The organism is Parabacteroides sp. PH5-46 (assembly GCF_029892785.1).
GTDB lineage: Bacteria > Bacteroidota > Bacteroidia > Bacteroidales > Tannerellaceae > DFXE01.
Map to the genome: position 1 here is coordinate 93,465 of NZ_JARXXA010000007.1, position 18,122 is coordinate 111,586.

At 43.4% G+C, this 18,122-nt stretch carries 13 protein-coding genes and 1 pseudogene; 11 read left to right on the plus strand and 3 right to left on the minus strand.

The window, feature by feature from the left end; genetic code table 11:
* Positions 1 to 7 precede the first annotated feature (7 nt).
* The 11 genes and pseudogenes from M2470_RS09300 to M2470_RS09350 all read left to right on the plus strand — a co-directional run bounded on the left by M2470_RS09300 (position 8) and on the right by M2470_RS09350 (position 13,682).
* Entirely contained in the window at positions 8 to 604 is a 597-nt protein-coding gene (locus M2470_RS09300; RefSeq protein WP_280744769.1) for an RNA polymerase sigma-70 factor, read from the plus strand.
* Between the two features lie 73 nt (positions 605 to 677).
* Positions 678 to 1,604: a FecR domain-containing protein gene (locus tag M2470_RS09305; protein ID WP_280744768.1), complete on the plus strand. Its 927-nt coding sequence runs from the start codon at positions 678 to 680 to the stop codon at positions 1,602 to 1,604.
* A gap of 203 nt (positions 1,605 to 1,807) precedes the next feature.
* A complete protein-coding gene (locus M2470_RS09310) occupies positions 1,808 to 4,969 on the plus strand; it encodes a TonB-dependent receptor (protein ID WP_280744767.1) in 3,162 nt (1,053 codons plus the stop codon).
* 19 nt (positions 4,970 to 4,988) lie between these two features.
* On the plus strand, positions 4,989 to 6,539 hold the full coding sequence (locus tag M2470_RS09315) for a RagB/SusD family nutrient uptake outer membrane protein (RefSeq protein ID WP_280744766.1): 1,551 nt from the start codon (positions 4,989 to 4,991) through the stop codon (positions 6,537 to 6,539).
* 36 nt (positions 6,540 to 6,575) lie between these two features.
* Positions 6,576 to 7,739, plus strand: a complete 1,164-nt coding sequence (locus M2470_RS09320; RefSeq protein WP_280746474.1) for a Gfo/Idh/MocA family oxidoreductase — start codon at positions 6,576 to 6,578, stop codon at positions 7,737 to 7,739.
* Positions 7,740 to 7,748: 9 nt separating this feature from the next.
* Positions 7,749 to 8,966 (plus strand): MFS transporter, encoded by a 1,218-nt coding sequence (locus M2470_RS09325; protein WP_280744764.1) that lies wholly within the window; start codon positions 7,749 to 7,751, stop codon positions 8,964 to 8,966.
* A gap of 10 nt (positions 8,967 to 8,976) precedes the next feature.
* Positions 8,977 to 9,852 carry an ROK family protein gene (locus M2470_RS09330; RefSeq protein WP_280744763.1) on the plus strand — a complete coding sequence of 292 codons (876 nt, stop codon included), beginning with the start codon at positions 8,977 to 8,979 and terminating at the stop codon, positions 9,850 to 9,852.
* Positions 9,853 to 9,872: 20 nt separating this feature from the next.
* On the plus strand, positions 9,873 to 10,610 hold the full coding sequence (locus M2470_RS09335) for a glucosamine-6-phosphate deaminase (protein WP_280744762.1): 738 nt from the start codon (positions 9,873 to 9,875) through the stop codon (positions 10,608 to 10,610).
* A gap of 2 nt (positions 10,611 to 10,612) precedes the next feature.
* Positions 10,613 to 12,016 (plus strand): trimethylamine methyltransferase family protein, encoded by a 1,404-nt coding sequence (locus M2470_RS09340; protein ID WP_280764365.1) that lies wholly within the window; start codon positions 10,613 to 10,615, stop codon positions 12,014 to 12,016.
* A gap of 45 nt (positions 12,017 to 12,061) precedes the next feature.
* A pseudogene (locus M2470_RS09345) lies at positions 12,062 to 12,682 on the plus strand (corrinoid protein); the annotation flags it as partial.
* 1 nt (position 12,683) lies between these two features.
* On the plus strand, positions 12,684 to 13,682 hold the full coding sequence (locus tag M2470_RS09350) for a uroporphyrinogen decarboxylase family protein (RefSeq protein ID WP_280744759.1): 999 nt from the start codon (positions 12,684 to 12,686) through the stop codon (positions 13,680 to 13,682).
* 98 nt (positions 13,683 to 13,780) lie between these two features.
* On the opposite strand, the gene M2470_RS09355 is transcribed toward M2470_RS09350, so the two are convergent.
* Genes M2470_RS09355 through M2470_RS09365 form a run of 3 tightly spaced genes read right to left on the minus strand, consistent with a single transcriptional unit; the run spans position 13,781 to position 18,110 of the window.
* Positions 13,781 to 15,751: a glycoside hydrolase family 97 protein gene (locus M2470_RS09355; RefSeq protein ID WP_280744758.1), complete on the minus strand. Its 1,971-nt coding sequence runs from the start codon at positions 15,749 to 15,751 to the stop codon at positions 13,781 to 13,783.
* Positions 15,752 to 15,763: 12 nt separating this feature from the next.
* Positions 15,764 to 16,603, minus strand: coding sequence for a sugar phosphate isomerase/epimerase (locus M2470_RS09360; RefSeq protein WP_280744757.1), 840 nt, complete (start codon positions 16,601 to 16,603; stop codon positions 15,764 to 15,766).
* Between the two features lie 28 nt (positions 16,604 to 16,631).
* Positions 16,632 to 18,110: a Gfo/Idh/MocA family oxidoreductase gene (locus tag M2470_RS09365; protein ID WP_280744756.1), complete on the minus strand. Its 1,479-nt coding sequence runs from the start codon at positions 18,108 to 18,110 to the stop codon at positions 16,632 to 16,634.
* Between the last annotated feature and the right edge of the window lie 12 nt (positions 18,111 to 18,122).

The window sequence follows — 18,122 nt, forward strand, 5'->3', positions numbered from 1 at the left end:
TGTTTATATGAATAAAGAGAACCGATTTCCGGAACATATTATTTCCCAGATATCCGAAGGAGATTGGAGTGCTTTTGCCCAATTCTATAATACTTATTACAGCCTGGTTTTTCGTTCAGCTTATTATTACCTGAAAGACAAGGAAGGCTGCCGTGAAGTAGTTGCCGATGTATTCTTATCTGTATGGCAATCCAGGCAAAAGCTAAAAGAAGTAAAAAACATGCCTAACTACCTCTATATTGCTACCCAACATGAAAGTAACCGCTATTTAAAAAGAATATCCCATCACCATATTTCCTTTGATGAAATACCTATAGAATTAGAAGATAATAACTCGACCTCACCTGAGAATTTAATCATTACACAAGATATGGAGAAACTACTCTCGCAGGTTGTAAGTAGCTTACCGGATAAATGTCGACAGGTGTTCTTGTTCGTCCGTCAGGAAGGATTAAGTTATCAGGAAATAGCAGAGATCCTGTCCGTTAAAGAAAGTACTGTAAGAGTACAGCTTAAAATAGCCATTGAAAAAATTACCGACAACCTCAAGTCTCACTATCCGGAGCTTTTCACCTTCTTTTTGTTTTTTTTCTCTGATCTATAAAAATAATTCAAATTCTTTTAAACAAAACAAATGCTTTGTTACTCTCTAATTATATCTAACATAAAAATAACAGATGAATAAAGAGATACAGGACTTATCTGAAGGAGCAAATGGTGGGTTGGATAATAGGAACTGTGAGCAAATTGTCAACCGCATCAAAGTTTCCCCTCGCATGGCCGAGCTGGAAGAACAAATGCGAGAGAGCATTTGGTTGCAGATAAACAGGCAACGGGATAAAGCCACGAAACGCACGTATCTGTTTAAACTGACAGCTATTGCCGCATCGATAAGTATCCTGATTGGGATAACGACTTATGCCGCTTATCAATTAGGGTATCAAAACAGGAACACACAACTCGTCCGGCTGGATAATCCGGCTGGTATGAGATCTTCCATAAAGCTACCCGATGGATCAAGGGTAACCATGAATGCAGGATCTACTCTTATTTATCCGGCAGAATTCGTTTCAGATACGCGCGAAGTCGAAATTCAGGGAGAAGCATACTTTGATGTTGCTTTCGATAAAAAACATCCGTTTGTAGTAAAAGCAGAAAACATAAAAGTACATGTGTTAAGCACTTTGTTTAATGTAAAAGCCTATCAGGATGATCAAACAATCGAAGTTACATTAGATGAAGGATTAATACAAATAGAATCAGACGATTTAGCAGAAGCAATCCTCATTAAACCCGGAGAACAAATGCAATATAACAAAGCTACCCGGCAATTCATCCATCAGAAAGTAAAAACTAAAAACTTTACAGGATGGCGTGATGGCAAATTATACTTTGTAAGTTCCCCCTTAGCTGACATTGCTAAAGAATTAGAGCGGAAATTTAATGTACACATAACCATCGAGTCGGAGGACTTAAAGAATACAGCTTTTACGGGTGACTTCATCCGAGATGAAAGCCTGGAGCAGATTCTTCGGGTTATGACTATGGATAACCGGACCAGCTACAAGATTGAAGGAAGCCTGGTCCGTATATATAAGAATTAAAAAAACTAAAAAGAATATGCCTATGGAATACACACAGTAAAAGGCGAAACGGAAAATGCGCCAACATCTTCCGTTTCCAAGGATTTAAGTCTGAATTATAAACTTCACAAGTAACAAACATAAATCAATGCAAAAGTATGAAAATCATTCCACTTTTCGATTTTTTATTGTCTGAAATCAACTTTAAAAAAAGTTTTGCTATTATGAGAATAACCGTTATTTTATTCTTTGTATCCATGTTCACACTGTCGGCTGCTAATTCATATTCGCAGACAACCGAAATCTCGTTGAATCTGGAAAACGTAACGGTACAGGAGGCCTTTGATGCTATCAAGCAACAAAGCGATTTTTCGTTCTGGTTCAGAAACGAAGATGTCGACCTGAACAAAAAAGTATCTGCGCGCTACAATAACCAGAACGTAGATATAGTACTGAAAGGGATATTATCCAATCAGGATTTGTCTTACACGATAGACGATACCCATATTATTATTTATAAAAAGAATCCTCTGACAGGCCAGGCGAGAGTACAGATCATAGGAGAAGTTCGCGATCAAAATGGCGAGCCCATCATTGGTGCAAATATCATACAGAAAGGCGATAATGCCAACGGTACGATCACTGACATTGATGGAAAATTCATGTTAAGCCTACCTGAGAATGCGACATTAATTGTCTCATACATTGGATATATTACACAAGAAGTTCAAGTAGGGCGTAGAACAACACTCCGTATTACTCTGGAAGAAGATACCAAGTCTTTGGAGGAGGTAGTAGTTGTAGGCTACGGGAAACTCTCTAAAAGGAAAGTTTCCGGTGCTATAAGCAATGTCCGCCAAGAAGATTTCAACCAAGGCGTTTCACAGTCTGCTTCAGATCTCCTGCGGGGAAGGGTAGCCGGCTTAGTGATTACCTCAAGCAGTGGTGATATTACAAGTGAGCAGACAATCCGACTGAGAGGAACTTCTTCTCTGACCGGTTCAAGCGCACCTTTTGTTGTTATTGACGGAATTCCGGGCATGTCATTAGATGCAGTATCGCCCGATGATATCGAATCCATCAGCGTATTGAAGGATGCTTCCGCTTCTGCTATTTACGGTTCGCGTTCTGCGAGTGGAGTTATCCTCATCACTACCAAGAAAGGGATGGCCGGTACTATTAGTGTAGACTATCAGGGATACCTGTCTGCTGATCACATCTCTGCCAAACCAAATTTGCTGACTGCAGATGAATGGAGAGCATATGCTAAGGAAAAAAACTTAGATATTACAGGTTTGGATATGGGAGCAAATACTGACTGGATTGATGAAATTACACGTACAGGCTTCTCGCATAATCATAACCTCTCAATCTCCGGAGGACTGAAAAGCGGTTCTTTTCGCATTGCTATGAACTATATGGACCGGAAAGGAATTATGAAAGATAACTATCGGGAACGTTATAATGGTTTAGTTTCATTCAACCAACGTTTCTTCAAAGATAAGCTTAATCTATCCATGATGGCAGGATTGACACAATCGGATTATTCTCCGACCAACTCTACCAATGTACAGTATGCTTACAATATGCTTCCTACCTATCCTGTAAAGAATGCAGACGGGTCTTATTATGCCGTCAACCTATTCGAAATGGGAAACCCGGTACACAACATTAAAGAGAATCTAAGGGAAAACAAAGCCAATGATAACTTCCTCAACCTGAAAGCAGATATAGAGCCTATCTCAGGGCTTGTAGGATCAATCAGCTTGTTTAAGCAACGAAACTCATTCGATGGTGCACAGTACAACTCCAAGAAATCGCCTGCCGGACAGGAAACCAACGGATATGCGTATCGCAAATCTTCTACTACAGACAAAGAATTGATGGAGCTGACAGCTACCTATACAAAAGAAATCAACAATCATCAATTCGATGTACTGGCTGGTTATTCTTATGAAGAGAATGAATACCGCTCACACTCCGCCGCCAACCGCGACTTTCTAAGCGATATGTTCACCTATAATAATATCCAGTTAGGCGAAGGGCTTTTACGTTCGGATATCGAATCCTACAAGCGTAGCGACAAACTTATTTCGTTCTTCGGACGGGCGAACTACAGCTTTGGCGAGCGATTCATACTCTCTGCCACGGTACGCCGCGATGGTTCTTCCAAGTTTGGAAAAAACAACAAATGGGCTACGTTTCCCTCCGTATCAGCCGCCTGGCGTCTTTCAGACGAAAGTTTTATGAAAAACATTGACTTTCTCGACGATCTGAAGATACGTGTCGGTTACGGTATTGTAGGTAACCAGTCGGGTATTGATCCTTACCAGTCTATTGCCCTCTATGGCAGTGGAGGACAGTATTATGACAACGGCGACTGGCATACTGCTTATCAGTATTCCCAGAACAATAACCCCGACCTAAAATGGGAACAAACCTCCTCTTTCAATCCGGGTATTGACTTTACCTTGTTTAACGGACGCCTTGGCGGTTCGTTCGATTACTACATCAAAGAAACCAAGGATTTGCTCTATTATTATACCGTTCCCGTACCTCCATTCCTATACAACTCTATGTTAGCTAATGTAGGAGACATGAAAAACAAGGGTTTCGAGATCGAATTACATGGCAAACCCATAGAAACAAAGGATTTTGAATGGAACGTTTCCTTCAACCTTGCCCATAACAAAAACAAGGTTGTACGCCTCTCTAATGAAGAGTATTCTACTGAGAAAGTTTACCTTGGCGGCGTATCCGGAAGAGGAATGGGATACATCACTTCATGCATTCTCGAAGAAGGACAGGAAATTGGTACCTTCTACAACTACAAACACCTGGGCTTTGATGAAAACGGAAGAATAATCATATGGGATAAGAACGATGATGGGGAGCTTAACTCGGAAGACTATACCTACATCGGACATGCACAGCCTGACTTTACGTATGGTATCAATAATTCTTTCCGTTATAAGAACATTGATCTATCCTTCTTTTTCCGTGGTGTACAAGGGAATGATGTGCTGAACTCTCCGAAAATACAATATACGAACCCTAATTGGCTACCGGGTATTAATGTCTTCAAGGAAGCGCTGACTTCTAAAATACATCCTGCAGATGCCAATATCTTTTCGGATTATTACCTGGAAAACGGCTCCTTTCTACGCCTTGAGAATATTACACTGGGCTACACTTTCAAGCTGAATCCGGCATTGATGATCAAGAAACTCCGGGTGTATGCCACAGGACAGAACCTTTTCGTCATCACCAAATTCAGCGGTATGGATCCCGAAGTGAATATGGATGGATTGGCACCGGGTATTCTTGATGTACATTACATTCCACGTGCCCGTACGTTTACCTTTGGAGTTAACCTGAGTTTCTAACTGTTAAATTGCATATATTATGAAGATTAAAAAAATATCAACAATTTTATCTGCTGCATTACTTGTCCTTTCTTCCGCATGTACAAACCTAGATGAAAAGGTATATAGTGAAGCGCCCGTAGACCAGTTCGGGCTGACGATAGAAGAAGTAGAAGCGCTTATAGGTCCGTTATATGCCACTTTACGCTCTTATCAGATTGACTGGGACGGCTATACCGGACTTTGCGAAATATCTTCCGACGTATGGGAGAGTCCGGGTTTCAAAGGGGGCGACTGGGGAGAACCTATGTTCCACCACGCTATGCTACACACTCTCACCCCTATTAATACTGAATGGAACCGTGCATGGGAAGAGCCCATGGGAGCCATCTCGCAGTGTAACCAGTTGTATTACATGGTTAGCACGAATGAGATTATTCCTGAAGCAACTAAAAGTCGTATCCTTGCTGAAATCAGGGGTGTACGTGCCTTTTGGTATTACTGGCTATGCGATATGTTCGGCAATGTACCTATCGTTACCGACTATCTTGACAAGTCATTGCCTTCTACTAACTCCCGCTCCGAAGTATTTAACTTCATTGTAAGTGAGTTACTGGATATCGTTGATGAGCTGCGGACAGACGTGGCTACAGCTGGAAGCTATGGGAAATTCACTCAAGGCGTAGCTTATACCCTGCTTGCCAAAATGTATCTGAATGCCCAGGTATGGAATCCGTCGGGGGGTACTAAATGGCAAGAGTGTATAGAAGCCTGCGATAAAGTAATGGACATGGCCTATTTACTGGAAAATAATTGGAAAAACAACTTCTCAGTTAATAACGACAGCTCAAAAGAGGCCATTTTCTCTGCTATTTATAGTTCGGAAGGTATTGGCGGACGTACCAACGGTATCTACCTCTATTTACATTACCTTACAGCTAAAACGTTTGGCATCAACGTTTCTACATGGAACGGGCCTTTTGCTAATCCTGATTATGTTAAAGCCTTTGACACGGAAGATATCCGTTATGAAGGCTCTTTCCTGATCGGCGAGCAAATAGATCCAGAAACCGGAGAAGTCTTCATGACACAGCATGGACGCCCTCTTATACATACGGTAGAAGCAGAGATGAAAGAGATTGGCGAAAACGGTCTGGGTTGGGTAGAACAGGAAGAAGGTGCCCGGATCAGTAAATGGGAATATCAACCCGGATTAACGTATAGCATGGAGAATGACATTCATATTTTCCGCTTGGCAGATATTTACCTGATGAAAGCAGAAGCTATCTTGCGCAGTAATGGAGATGTAGCCGAAGCTACACAGTTAGTTAATCGCATACGCCAGCGTGGATTCCCCAATAGTCCGGAAAAATTGTATGATTCCGTAACCTTAGAGGAAGTATACAAAGAACGTCGGTTTGAGTTTGCTTTTGAATGTATGAATCGTCAGGACATGATTCGCTTTGGTACTTATCTGGCAGCTCGTCCTCCGTTCAAACCCAAAGAGAGTGATCCTGCCAAGCTGTTATTCCCTATTCCGCAAACGGTAATCAATGCGAATCCTAATATCAAACAAAACCCTGGTTATTAAGCAATTTTATAAATAAATTAATCTGATTTTAATATCATGAATAGAAAAGAATTTTTACGTATGACAGCAACTGCTAGTGTGGCAGCTTTAATGTCTCCATTATCTGCTTGGGCAGAAAGTTCATATGCGTCTGATGGCAAAAAAATCAAAGTTGGAGTTCTTGGTTGCGGAAGTGTCTCTAATTCATACTTTCCACATATCACAAAATGCCCTTATATCGAGGTAGTAGCTTGCTGTGATATCATCCCTGAGCGTGCAAAATCCCAGGCTGAAAGATTTAATGTTCCTAAATGGTATAAGCATATTGATGATATGCTGAAAGGCTCGAAGTTTGACCTGATGCTGACACTGACCGATATGCAAATCCATGGCGAATTGAACCGCAAAGCGTTGGAAGCCGGAAGAAATGTATGGAGCGAAAAGCCTATGGCAAATACATACAGAGAAGGGAAAGAGCTTATGGATCTGGCTACAGCCAAGGGATTACGTATATGGGGAGCTCCTGCCGTTGTTACCAGCCCGCAGTTTGAATATATGGCTAAACAGGTTAAGAATGGCGCTTTAGGAAGCCTAGCTTGTGCACATGGACATTATGGACATGAAGGTCCCAACTGGGCTTCTTTCTTCTACGAAAAAACCGGTGGAAGTATGCCCGACCTTGGCGTGTATAATATCGCAACATTAACGGGTTTGTTAGGACCGGCAAAATCAGTGGTGGCCATGCTTTCTATCGTTACTCCGGAGCGTGATATCGTAGGCAAAGGCAAGATAAAAGTAGAAGAAGAAGACAATGCCATGATCCTTATGGAGCATGACAAAGGGGTGCTTTCACATATCCAGTGTGGCTTCAACTATCATGATCCCTACGGACATGCCGGTACAGGACAAAGCAAAAGTACCATTTCGCTCTACGGGTCGGAAGGTAATATGCACATGATCGGCTATGACTGGGCTCCGGGTGGTGTAGAAATTACAACCATGAAGGATAAGGCACCGAGAATTGTAGAAAAGGACACCAAAGGCTATGTTTGGCCGGAAGGAGCATCTGACATCAGTAAACACATGGTTCTTAATACAGAGCCTCGTATCAATACGGAACATGCACTACATGTGTTGGAAATCATAGAAGCTGCCAGACTTTCACAGGAGCAGGGAAAACGGATTCAGCTGAAATCTACCTTCCCCTGGCCAATGGTATAATGCGCAAAAATGTATAAGAAAGCATTATCCATACTTCGTAGTCCGGCAACCAATCTTCGGTTGTTGTATATATTTACCTATGCGGCCTGGGCCGCATGGGTACCTTTTTTCAGTGTCTTTCTGAAAGATAGCGGGTTTAGTGGTAGCCAAATAGGTGTCATATCAAGCCTCATCTGGTTAGTCATGTTAATCGTACAACCACTTTGGGGTATCAGGGCCGATCACACGGGGCGATCCGCCTGCTACAAGATATCCGTTATCTTCGCTTCTCTCTTTCTGTTCCTTTTTTATTTCTTAGGATATTCGCTTGTCATGGTGGTTGCCTGTACCTTGTTGTGTTCCCTCTTTTATGTAGCTATACAGCCACTGCTGGATACACTTGTATTGGATCATATCGACCGAGAGAAAAGTAGTCTTACTTATGGGAATCTACGATTTTGGGGGGCTTTGGGTGCTAGTATCGGCTCACAGAGCAGTAGCCTGATATCTACCTGGTACTCTTCCAACACGATCTTTATTACAGCTGCACTGTTTCTACTCTGCTGTATTCCGTTCGCTTTCAGGTTAAAAGAAAACAAGGCGAGTCACAATTCTATGAAAATGGACTTTAAAGACCTGAAATCAATTATTGGAGATAAAATCGTCTTAATATTCTTATTGATTATCATACTGATATCTATTGCGCAAACATCTATCTGGTACTATCTAACAGTCTATATGAAAGATATCGGAGCTTCCGATTACATGGCAGGGACGGCTATTACAATTGATGGGCTGGTAGAGCTTCCTTTTTATATTCTTGCCGCTTACTTTTTCCGTAAGATAGGATTGAGAAAAACAATATTATTCACATTTATCATTACTGCTATCCGCTTATTTATCTATGCGTTAAACGATGTTCCCGCTGTCGTACTGGTTACGGAATGTACCCATGGTATATCCTGGGCGTTGATGTGGGTAGCTATTGTAGAATATACGAATTATCTAGTAAAAGCAGAATGGCGTGCCACCGGGCAGGCGCTGATATGGGCCGCCTATTACGGAGCCGGACAAATCATCGGAAATATATGGACCGGTGTATTATACGAGCATATTTCTATGCAGAGCATCTATGCCATTAATGGTGTAGTAGTACTCTTACTAAGCGCATTAGCGAGTGTAATATTCTTTATTACAGACAAGTCAAAAAAAGAAATCAAAACAACAGAACTCGGATATAAAATATAACATTACAAATATGAATAACAGAGCTTTAGGTATTGACATCGGAGGTACACATATTAAGTCGGGCATTGTTTCCGGAAATGGAGAGATATCCTCTTATCAATCCGTGTCTACAAAAGAGTGGATAGAATCAGGGAGCTTTATCGACAGACTGATAGAGCATATCCGGCAGTACATAACAGAAGGTATCACAGGCTGCGGTGTTGCTATACCCGGCACGATTGATGTAGTCGATAACCGAGCACTGTTTGTTCCGGCCGTACCTTGCCTGGAAGGTGTTCGCCTGAAAGATGTTCTGCAAAGCGCTTTTCCACAACTGACTATCTCGGTTGAGAATGATTCAAATGCTGCTTCTTTTGGCGAATACAGCCTGCGCAATGAAAAGCCATCCAACGGCATGTTCCTGATAACACTAGGAACGGGCGTAGGATGTGGTCTGATACTGGACGGAGAAATCTTTAAAGGAGGAAAGGGGAATGCCCTTGAACTAGGCGAGATATTAACCGATAAAAAAGAGCGTCTGGAAGATGTGATCGGAGTAAAAGGAATTGCCACAATGGCTAACTCCATACAGGAGCTCAAGGGTTTAACAGTCCCGGAGATAATCCGTCTGGCAAACACAGGTAATCCTACAGCCACTCAACTGATGCATACTGTCGGTCAATTGTTAGGCAAAGCTATTATCCACTTAGTCTGGCTATTTGATGTATGGAATATTATATTAGGGGGTGGCGTATCCGAAGCTTTCGACTCAATTAAAGCGGGAGTGGAAAAGGAATTTCAGGACTCATTACCACAGGATATCCGTGCAGGTATTCACATAGAGAAAGCTGTGCAGGGCAACAATGCAGGGCTGATTGGCATAGCTATCAAATGCTTAAAAAAGTAACTAAATAATACATAGAAAACATGAAACTAATTGTATCTGATACCTATCAGGAATTATCTGAGAGAGTAGCTTCCGTTGTTATCGAACTGGTAAACAACAAGAAAAACGCTGTATTAACCTTTCCTTCAGGCGATAGCCCGCTGGGATTGTTTCAAACATTGGTTCGCATGGCAAAGGAAGGAGTAGTTGATTTCTCCTCTTGCCATTTTGTAGGCTTAGACGAATGGGTTGGCCTGGATATTAATGATGAAGGTAGCTGCCAGCATTTTATTCATAAAGAGCTGTTTAAGCCCTTAGGCATACGACCAAAACAAATCACCTTTTTCGATGCAAAACAGAGTGATCTGAAAGCTGAATGCAAGCGGGTAGACAGCAAAGTGGATGCTCTGGGAGGTATCGACCTCGTCGTGTTGGGTATCGGAATGAATGGGCATCTCGGATTCAACGAACCGGGCGCCAGTGAGGAATGCAACTCCTTAGTTATTGATCTTGACAGTGTTACAAAAACAGTTGGGCAGAAGTACTTCGCCAAAGAAATGCAACTTAGCCAAGGGATCAGCCTGGGATTAAAGCAGATCATGACAGCTGGCAAGGTTATCCTCATCGCCAATGGAAAGAAAAAAGCACCGATTATCAAACGAACAGTTGAAGAAGCAATCAGCAACAAGGTTCCTGCTTCCATCGTTCGCAAGCATAAGGATTCCTACCTCTACATTGATGCAGAAGCCGCTTCCGAACTAACCGATAAGAACGCGTAAAGATGAAGCAACTCCGATCGCATATCGAACTGCTAAGTCAGCCGGAGATCGAAATGATCTACGCAAAGACCCTTCTGCTGCTGGAGCGTACCGGACTTAAAGTGCCCAACGATGAGATTCTAGATATCTGCCATAGCCTGGGATGTGTTGTAGATAAAGCAACTCAAACGCTGTATATCCCTGCTGCACTGATTGAAGATATGATCCATAAAAACCAGGCACCACGGGATAAAGAGGACTTTACACCCCGTAAACTGACAGGTGAGATATCTACACAAGTCTTTTTAGTAGACCTTTTGACAAAAGAAAAACGATACGGATTGATGGATGATATCCTGAAAGGTATCGTTCTGGTAGAGAAACTGCCTTTCATCCGGGAAGCCAACTCTGTTGTTATTCCGGCTGACATACCAAGCGAAATGGCTGAGGTTGAGGCTTTCAAAATGATCTATACGTATTCAAACAAGCCCGGAGGAACCTATGTACTGACGCCTTTCTCTGCCCGCTACATCCTCCCCATGGCCGACCAGATGGGACTGAAGCACACCTATCTGTTTGACACCATCAGCCCTTTGACGTTCCGCAAGGAGACATTGGAAATCGCCTTGATTTATGCAAAACACGGACACCCCCTCCGCTGCGGCCCTCTACCTATGGCAGGTGCTACAGCCCCCGTCAGTGCTGCGGGAACCATCCTTCTGACTAACGCAGAAGTGCTGGGGTCTATGTTTCTGATTCAAGCGTTAACCAACAGTCTTTGTCCTTTTGATGCCTTGGCGCATAGCGTGGATATGCGCACGATGCTCTGTTCCTTTGGCGCTCCCAATCAGGCTTTGTTCGGTATGGCAATGGCACAAATGGCACGATATTATGGATTCACAACTCTGACCAATACAGGCCTCTCAGACGCTATCCTACCCGACTTTCAAAGCGGTTTTGAAAAGGGTGCTACAGCTATTATGGCGCATCTTACCGGAAGCAACAATATAGGTTGCCAGGGTATTGTTGGTGCCGACCAGGGATTCAGTTTCGAACAACTTGTCATTGATAATGAATGGCTAAGCTATTACAACTTTATACTCAAAGGTATAGAAGTTACAGAAGAGTCTCTTGGGCTCGATGTGATCGAAAGAGTGGGATTCGGAGGAAACTACCTAGCTGAAGAACATACGATTAACTATATGCACGATAACTACTGGAACTCTAAGTTATTCAAAAAAGATACCTGGGAACAATGGACAGCCGGCGGACAAAAAGACATCCTGAGCAATGCCCATGATATCGTAGAAAAAGTAACCTCTGATTACCGCTCAGCCGCTCCGGCAATCGATAAGAGTAAGCAGGAAGCACTGAACGATATTGCCGCTGAAGCCTGGAAAGAATACGAAACTTCTTTAAAAAAATGATCAAACGATACTAAAAGCATACGCATTATGGCAAATTTAGATAGCCTGTATCAGGCCGTACTTTCCGGTAATCTACAGGATACCATTGAAATAACAAACGAAGCTGTGGCAGAAAATATAGCTCCCGACAATATCATCAATCAATACATGGTACCTGCCATGAATGAGATAGGGCGCCGCTTTGAAGAAGGTGATGCCTTTGTCCCGGAATTACTAATGTCTGCCCGGGCAATGAAAGGCGCTTTGGAAATACTAAAGCCCCTAATGAGTGGAGAATCAGCTACTTCACTCGGAAAAGTAGTGATCGGAACGGTAAAAGGAGACTTGCACGATATTGGAAAAAACCTGGTTGCCTCTATGCTGGAAGGCTGTGGCTTTGAAGTGATTAACCTTGGGATTGATGTACCCGACGAGGTGTTTGTTTCGGCTGTAAAAGAGCACAGTCCACAAATCGTATGTATGTCGACATTGCTTACTACAACCATGAACCAGATGCAATCGGTTATCGAAGCTTTGAAGAATGCCGGCATACGCGAACAGGTGAAAGTAATGGTTGGAGGCGCTCCTGTTTCCGAGCAGTTTGCCTTGCAGATCGGAGCCGATGGCTTCAGTAGCAACGCCAACAGCGCAGTATACAAGGCGAAAGAACTATTAAATTGCGTGTAATATGAAGAAATGGATTGAAGAAGTCATTCGTTCGCCACATCGTGTTGCCGTCCCAATAATGACACATCCCGGGATTGAAATGATAGGTAAACAGGTGGTAGATGCCTGTAAAGACGGACAAATACACTTTGAAGCAATACAGGCATTAGACAAGACCTGGCCGGCAGCTGCCACAACTGTAATCATGGACTTAACAGTTGAAGCAGAAGCATTTGGTGCAAACATCATCTTCCCTACAGAAGAGGTACCAAGCGTTACCGGACGTTTGCTTTCAAACAAGGCTGAAGTAGAAGCCTTACCCATACCGTCCGTTGATGCAGGACGTATCCATGAATACCTGAAAGCCAATCAACTAACAGCAGAATCCATACAAGACAAACCCGTTTTGGGAGGTTGCATCGGCCCCTTTTCATTGGCAGGACGCTTGTTTGACATGACAGAAATCATGATGGCTATCTATATTGAGCCAGAGACAGTTGAGCTGTTACTTGAAAAATGTACAACATTCCTCCTCTCTTATCTGCAAGCCCTGAAAAAGACATCCATCGATGGCGTAATGATGGCCGAACCGGCTGCCGGCCTACTATCTAATAAGGATTGCCTGGCATATTCTTCCCGCTATATCCAGACGATTGTGGATGCCGTTCAGGATGAGTCTTTTTCCGTCATTCTTCATAATTGCGGGAACAAAGGGCATTGTACGGATGCCATGATCGCTACCGGAGCTGCCGCTTACCATTTCGGCAATAAAGCCTATATGGTTGAAGCTCTGCAAAAATGTCCCGAAAATACACTTGTAATGGGTAATATCGACCCGGTTTCGGTTATGAAACAAAGCAGCCCTGAAGAAGTAGAACAAGCTGTCAACAAACTACTTATAGAAACAGCCCCCTATGCAAACTTCGTTTTATCTACCGGATGCGATACGCCTCCCCAGATTCCGCTAAAAAACATCGAGGCTTTCTATCAGGCTTTAGACCGCTATAATACAAAGATGTAGTTTGATCTTTGAAATCCCACAGTTGTTGAACATGAGTTCTACATATGTAGAACATAAGTTCAACAACTGTAGAACTCATGTTCAACTATTGTGGGATTTTACTTTATTGGTGAGATTTGAAACACGCAGCCTCCGTCTTTGGCTAACTTAACCGTTAATTTATCACGGAAAGTGACGGCTTGTGTTTTCTTAACCAGCTTATTAGGATGGATATCCGAATCGGGAGCATCAAGATAGATAGTAGCCATATAGTTTCCTTCTCCCAGGAAATCCAAAGGAATATCCAAAGTGCGGGGAGTACTATTGTTGATCGTACCTACAAACCACTCATTATCTTTCTTTCGGGCAATCGTTACGTATTCATTGACAGATGCTTCAGGAACTACAGTGGCATCCCATACGGTCGGCACGGCCTGCAGAAATTCAAAGCCCGACTGGCCTTCATACGCTTCCGGTGTATCGCAAACCATTGCTAAATAACTTTCCAGCACAACATACATAGCCAGCATGTGGCAACGAGTACTACTCACTCGGGGATTGGCAAATTGCGCCCAATGCTGATCATGAGGAACCGAGCGGAAACCACCCAGATGATAGTCGGCCGGACCTGCCAGCAAGCGGGTAAACGGCATGGAGATATCATGATCGGCATTGATATCACTACCCCATTTGTAGATCTCGTAATTGTATGTTCCTTCACGCGTAAACTCATTGGGGTAGGTACGATGCAAGCCTGATGGCTTACTGGACCCATGGAATTGGACAAACAGATGATGTCTGGCGGCTTTTACCAGAAACTCTTCCTGTATGCGGATCATCTCCTGGTCGTCGCGGTCCATAAAGTCAATCATCATCCCTTTGATACCCCACTGTTCAAACAGGGGAAAGGCTTCGTCTATCTTTGCGTACAAGGCTTTCCAGTTGGTCCACACGTGTATATCAACTCCCTGGCTTTTAGCATAATCACAGATATACTTCATATTCAAGGGGGCAATAGGTTTGGTGATGTCTACATTCTTTCCGGGAGCCCCGAAATCAAAGCCATCATCGGTATACCAAGGTTGTTCAGCATAGCCGTAAATGGAGTGATATTCAAGCTTATTACGTGCTGCAAAATCAATATAATACTTGTTGGTCATGAAGTTATTTCCCGCCATAAAAGAAGTGTCGGGAACTACATTGCCGTTCCACCAGGTGAAAGTTGTTTTACCCGGTTTCAACCACGAAGTATCCTCTATTTTGCAGGGTTCATTCAGGTTTGTAAGGATATTCGATTCAATCAATGCCCCTACCCTGTCGCTGATCATACATACCCGCCAGGGAGATTGGTGGGGAAGCTCTGCCACTACTTTAACCCTCTCATCTTTAAGCGAAGGCGAAAGTTTACCAATCATGCCGTTTCCCTCTTTCATCAGGTACATACCAGCATAATCACGAACTGCTGCCTCTGTTATAGACAAATAGATACCCTCCGGATATTGAAACAATGCCGGCATATCCATTAACTGATTGGACTTTAGTTCCTGGTAGTTGGCTTTCGTATACAAACCCTCATGGGAGGAGGTATAGGAAGGCAGGCACAAGACTGTAGAAGCCGGATTCCCCTTAATGTTGAATGCCGTTTTTTCATCATACATCACATAAGACTTCCAGGCGGATTGCTGCGGAAATTCATAGCGAAAGGCGATCCCATCATCAAATGCCCTGACAATCAGGTTCACCTTCCTTTTCAATCCTGCTTTTTCTTCCAAAGAAATAATGACCTCCTTGTAATGGCTATGTACCGTACTGGCCTTACCTACAAGTAAATTGTATGTCTCCTTTCCTGTCCGGAAAAGAGGTTTATTCATTTTCAAACCTGACATCCACAGACCGTTATCAAACTCAAAGCCAAGGGCTGAACGGTCTATCAACAGCTGTTTCTTAAATGAAATGGAGTAGCTAGGTTGTCTTTCGTCTAAGGTAAAATCGAACTGCAAAGCCTTGTTGGGCGATTGAAGGCGAACGCTGTTCTGAGCCAGCAATGGCAGACTACAAAAGAACAGGAACAAGAATAGGTGTTTTTTCATACAATTAGTCAGTTATTTAATTAGCAGATTATAATATTCCAGACTTTTCTTAATATCATCCAATTGCGAATCGCCATAGTTTTCATACTCTACAGAGATTAAACCGCTGAATTGCTGGGCTTTCATCTCCTCTATCACTTCCTTTACCGGCAGGATACCTGTGCCCCAGGTCGTATCATCCATTTCCCGGCTCAGGTCTTTCAGATGGACTACTTTCACACGCCCCTTGAATTTTTTCAAGGTTTCTACCGGATCGTTATTGGTTCGTTTCCAGTGGCCTATATCGGCACATACGCCTATGATAGGGTCTCTTCCTTCCAGGGCTTTCAGCAATACGTCGGGATCGGCATACACCGAAGGGCTGGGATGGTTGTGGATGGCCACTTCTATACCATATTTCAGGGCCAGTTGCTCCACAAAATCCAGGTGTTCCAAACGGGGTTCCGCCGTTACGGTATGGATTCCCATGTCTTTGGAAAAACGAAAGAACTTCTCCCAGTCTTCTGTTGTATCATAAAAAGCTACACCAAAGCTATACAGTTTTATGCCTCGCTTGGCAAACTCATCCAGCAGTCTCTTCCGGTCTTCGGCGGGTAGATCCTCTCTCAGCCAGTCTCCTTCGGTAAAGCCTTTTCCCAATTCCTGTGTAAAATAGGCCTCTGCGTAATGCAAGCCCAGGTCTTTACTTTTGTCTAAGGCTTCCATTAAGGTAAACTTATGGAAGGTATAGGTCTGGATACCCACCTTCCACTTTGAAGTAACAGACTCTTTTTCAGACTGCTTTGTCTTAGAGCCACAAGCCGTTGCACCCAACAAGAGCGAGAGTACGAATAATAATTGAAGTTGTTTCATGTTATCAAGTACGCTTTTCTATTGTCCTTTAAGGCATGGAGGGTAATGACCATCCCTCGCGGTAATTATGCTTGATATATTCCGTTACAGCCTCTAATGCATTGAATTTTTCGTATTTAACATCCGAGTAAGGATGTCCGTCCCTAATCGTGAATTCATTCTTGGAAATAATGCGTAATTCTTCTGTCGGAGAGATATTTGTGAAACGCATATTCTCGCCATCCCAGTTCAGAATCTTTCTCAATCCTTGCAGACGAATCGCCAATACACCCAACAATACCATCTCGTTAAACGGCCCTGCATAGGCAAAGTTTCCGGTGGTTTCCACCCGGTTTGCAGGGGATTCTTTACAAGCTCTCACCCAGTCTTGCTCATGATATCCATCATGGTATCCGGTAGCTCCCGGTACGCGGCGCAGGGTTTGCGGCACATTCGGTACTCTTCCCGACAGCAAACGTGGATTATATCCGCCACATTCCGTAAGAATTGTATCTTTTGAACCTACGAAAAGGCATCCTCCTAATCCATCCGGCATCAGATTGGTTCCATCCGGCAGAATATCCGGGCGATTCGGCATCAGGCCTCCATCGTACCAATGAACCTTCACTTCCGGCATCATTACCTTTGGTAAATTATCACGCGCCGGGAAGCGGAATTCCACAATCTCCGACTGAGGAGGTGATTCGGTATTGATTTCTGACGAACTTCCCTGTATTTGTGTAGGATAACCCAGTTTTAAAGACTGATAAATAGGGTCAAGCACGTGGCAACCCATATCGCCGAAAGCACCTGTTCCAAAATCCCACCATCCGCGCCAGTTCCACGGGGTATAGACCGGATTATACGGACGCCAGGGTGCCGGGCCTAAGAACAAATCCCAGTCCAGTGTAGAAGGTACTTTCACTTTATTAGTAGGACGTTGTAGCCCTTGAGGCCATAGCGGACGGTCTGTCCAGGCGTGTACTTCACGTATTTCGCCTATTTCTCCGTTCCATATCCACTCGCACAACTGGCGTACCCCATTACCGGAGTTCCCTTGATGCCCCATCTGGGTGGCTACTTTATGCTTCGCGGCCAACTTAGTCAGCAAACGGCTTTCATAAATAGAGTGTGTTAGTGGTTTTTGGCAATATACATGCTTATCCATCATCAATGCCTGTGCGGCAATCATGGCATGTGTATGGTCTGGTGTAGCAATCATTACGCCGTCTATATCCTTTCCCATCTCATCAAACATCCTTCGCCAGTCTTTGTAGCGTTTTGCATCGGGAAATTCCTTAAAGCAATGGTCGGCATATTTCCAGTCTACATCACATAAGCCGATGATGTTTTCGGTATTCATACCTACCAGATTCGGATGTCCTTTTCCTCCGATACCAATCCCTACAATATTCAGTTTGTCACTTGGTGTACGATGCCCTAATCCGCTGATAACTTTAGAGGGCAAGATGTAAAGACCGGCGGCTGCCAGTCCCGATTTTTTGATAAAATTTCTTCGTGTATTCATAATTGTATATTG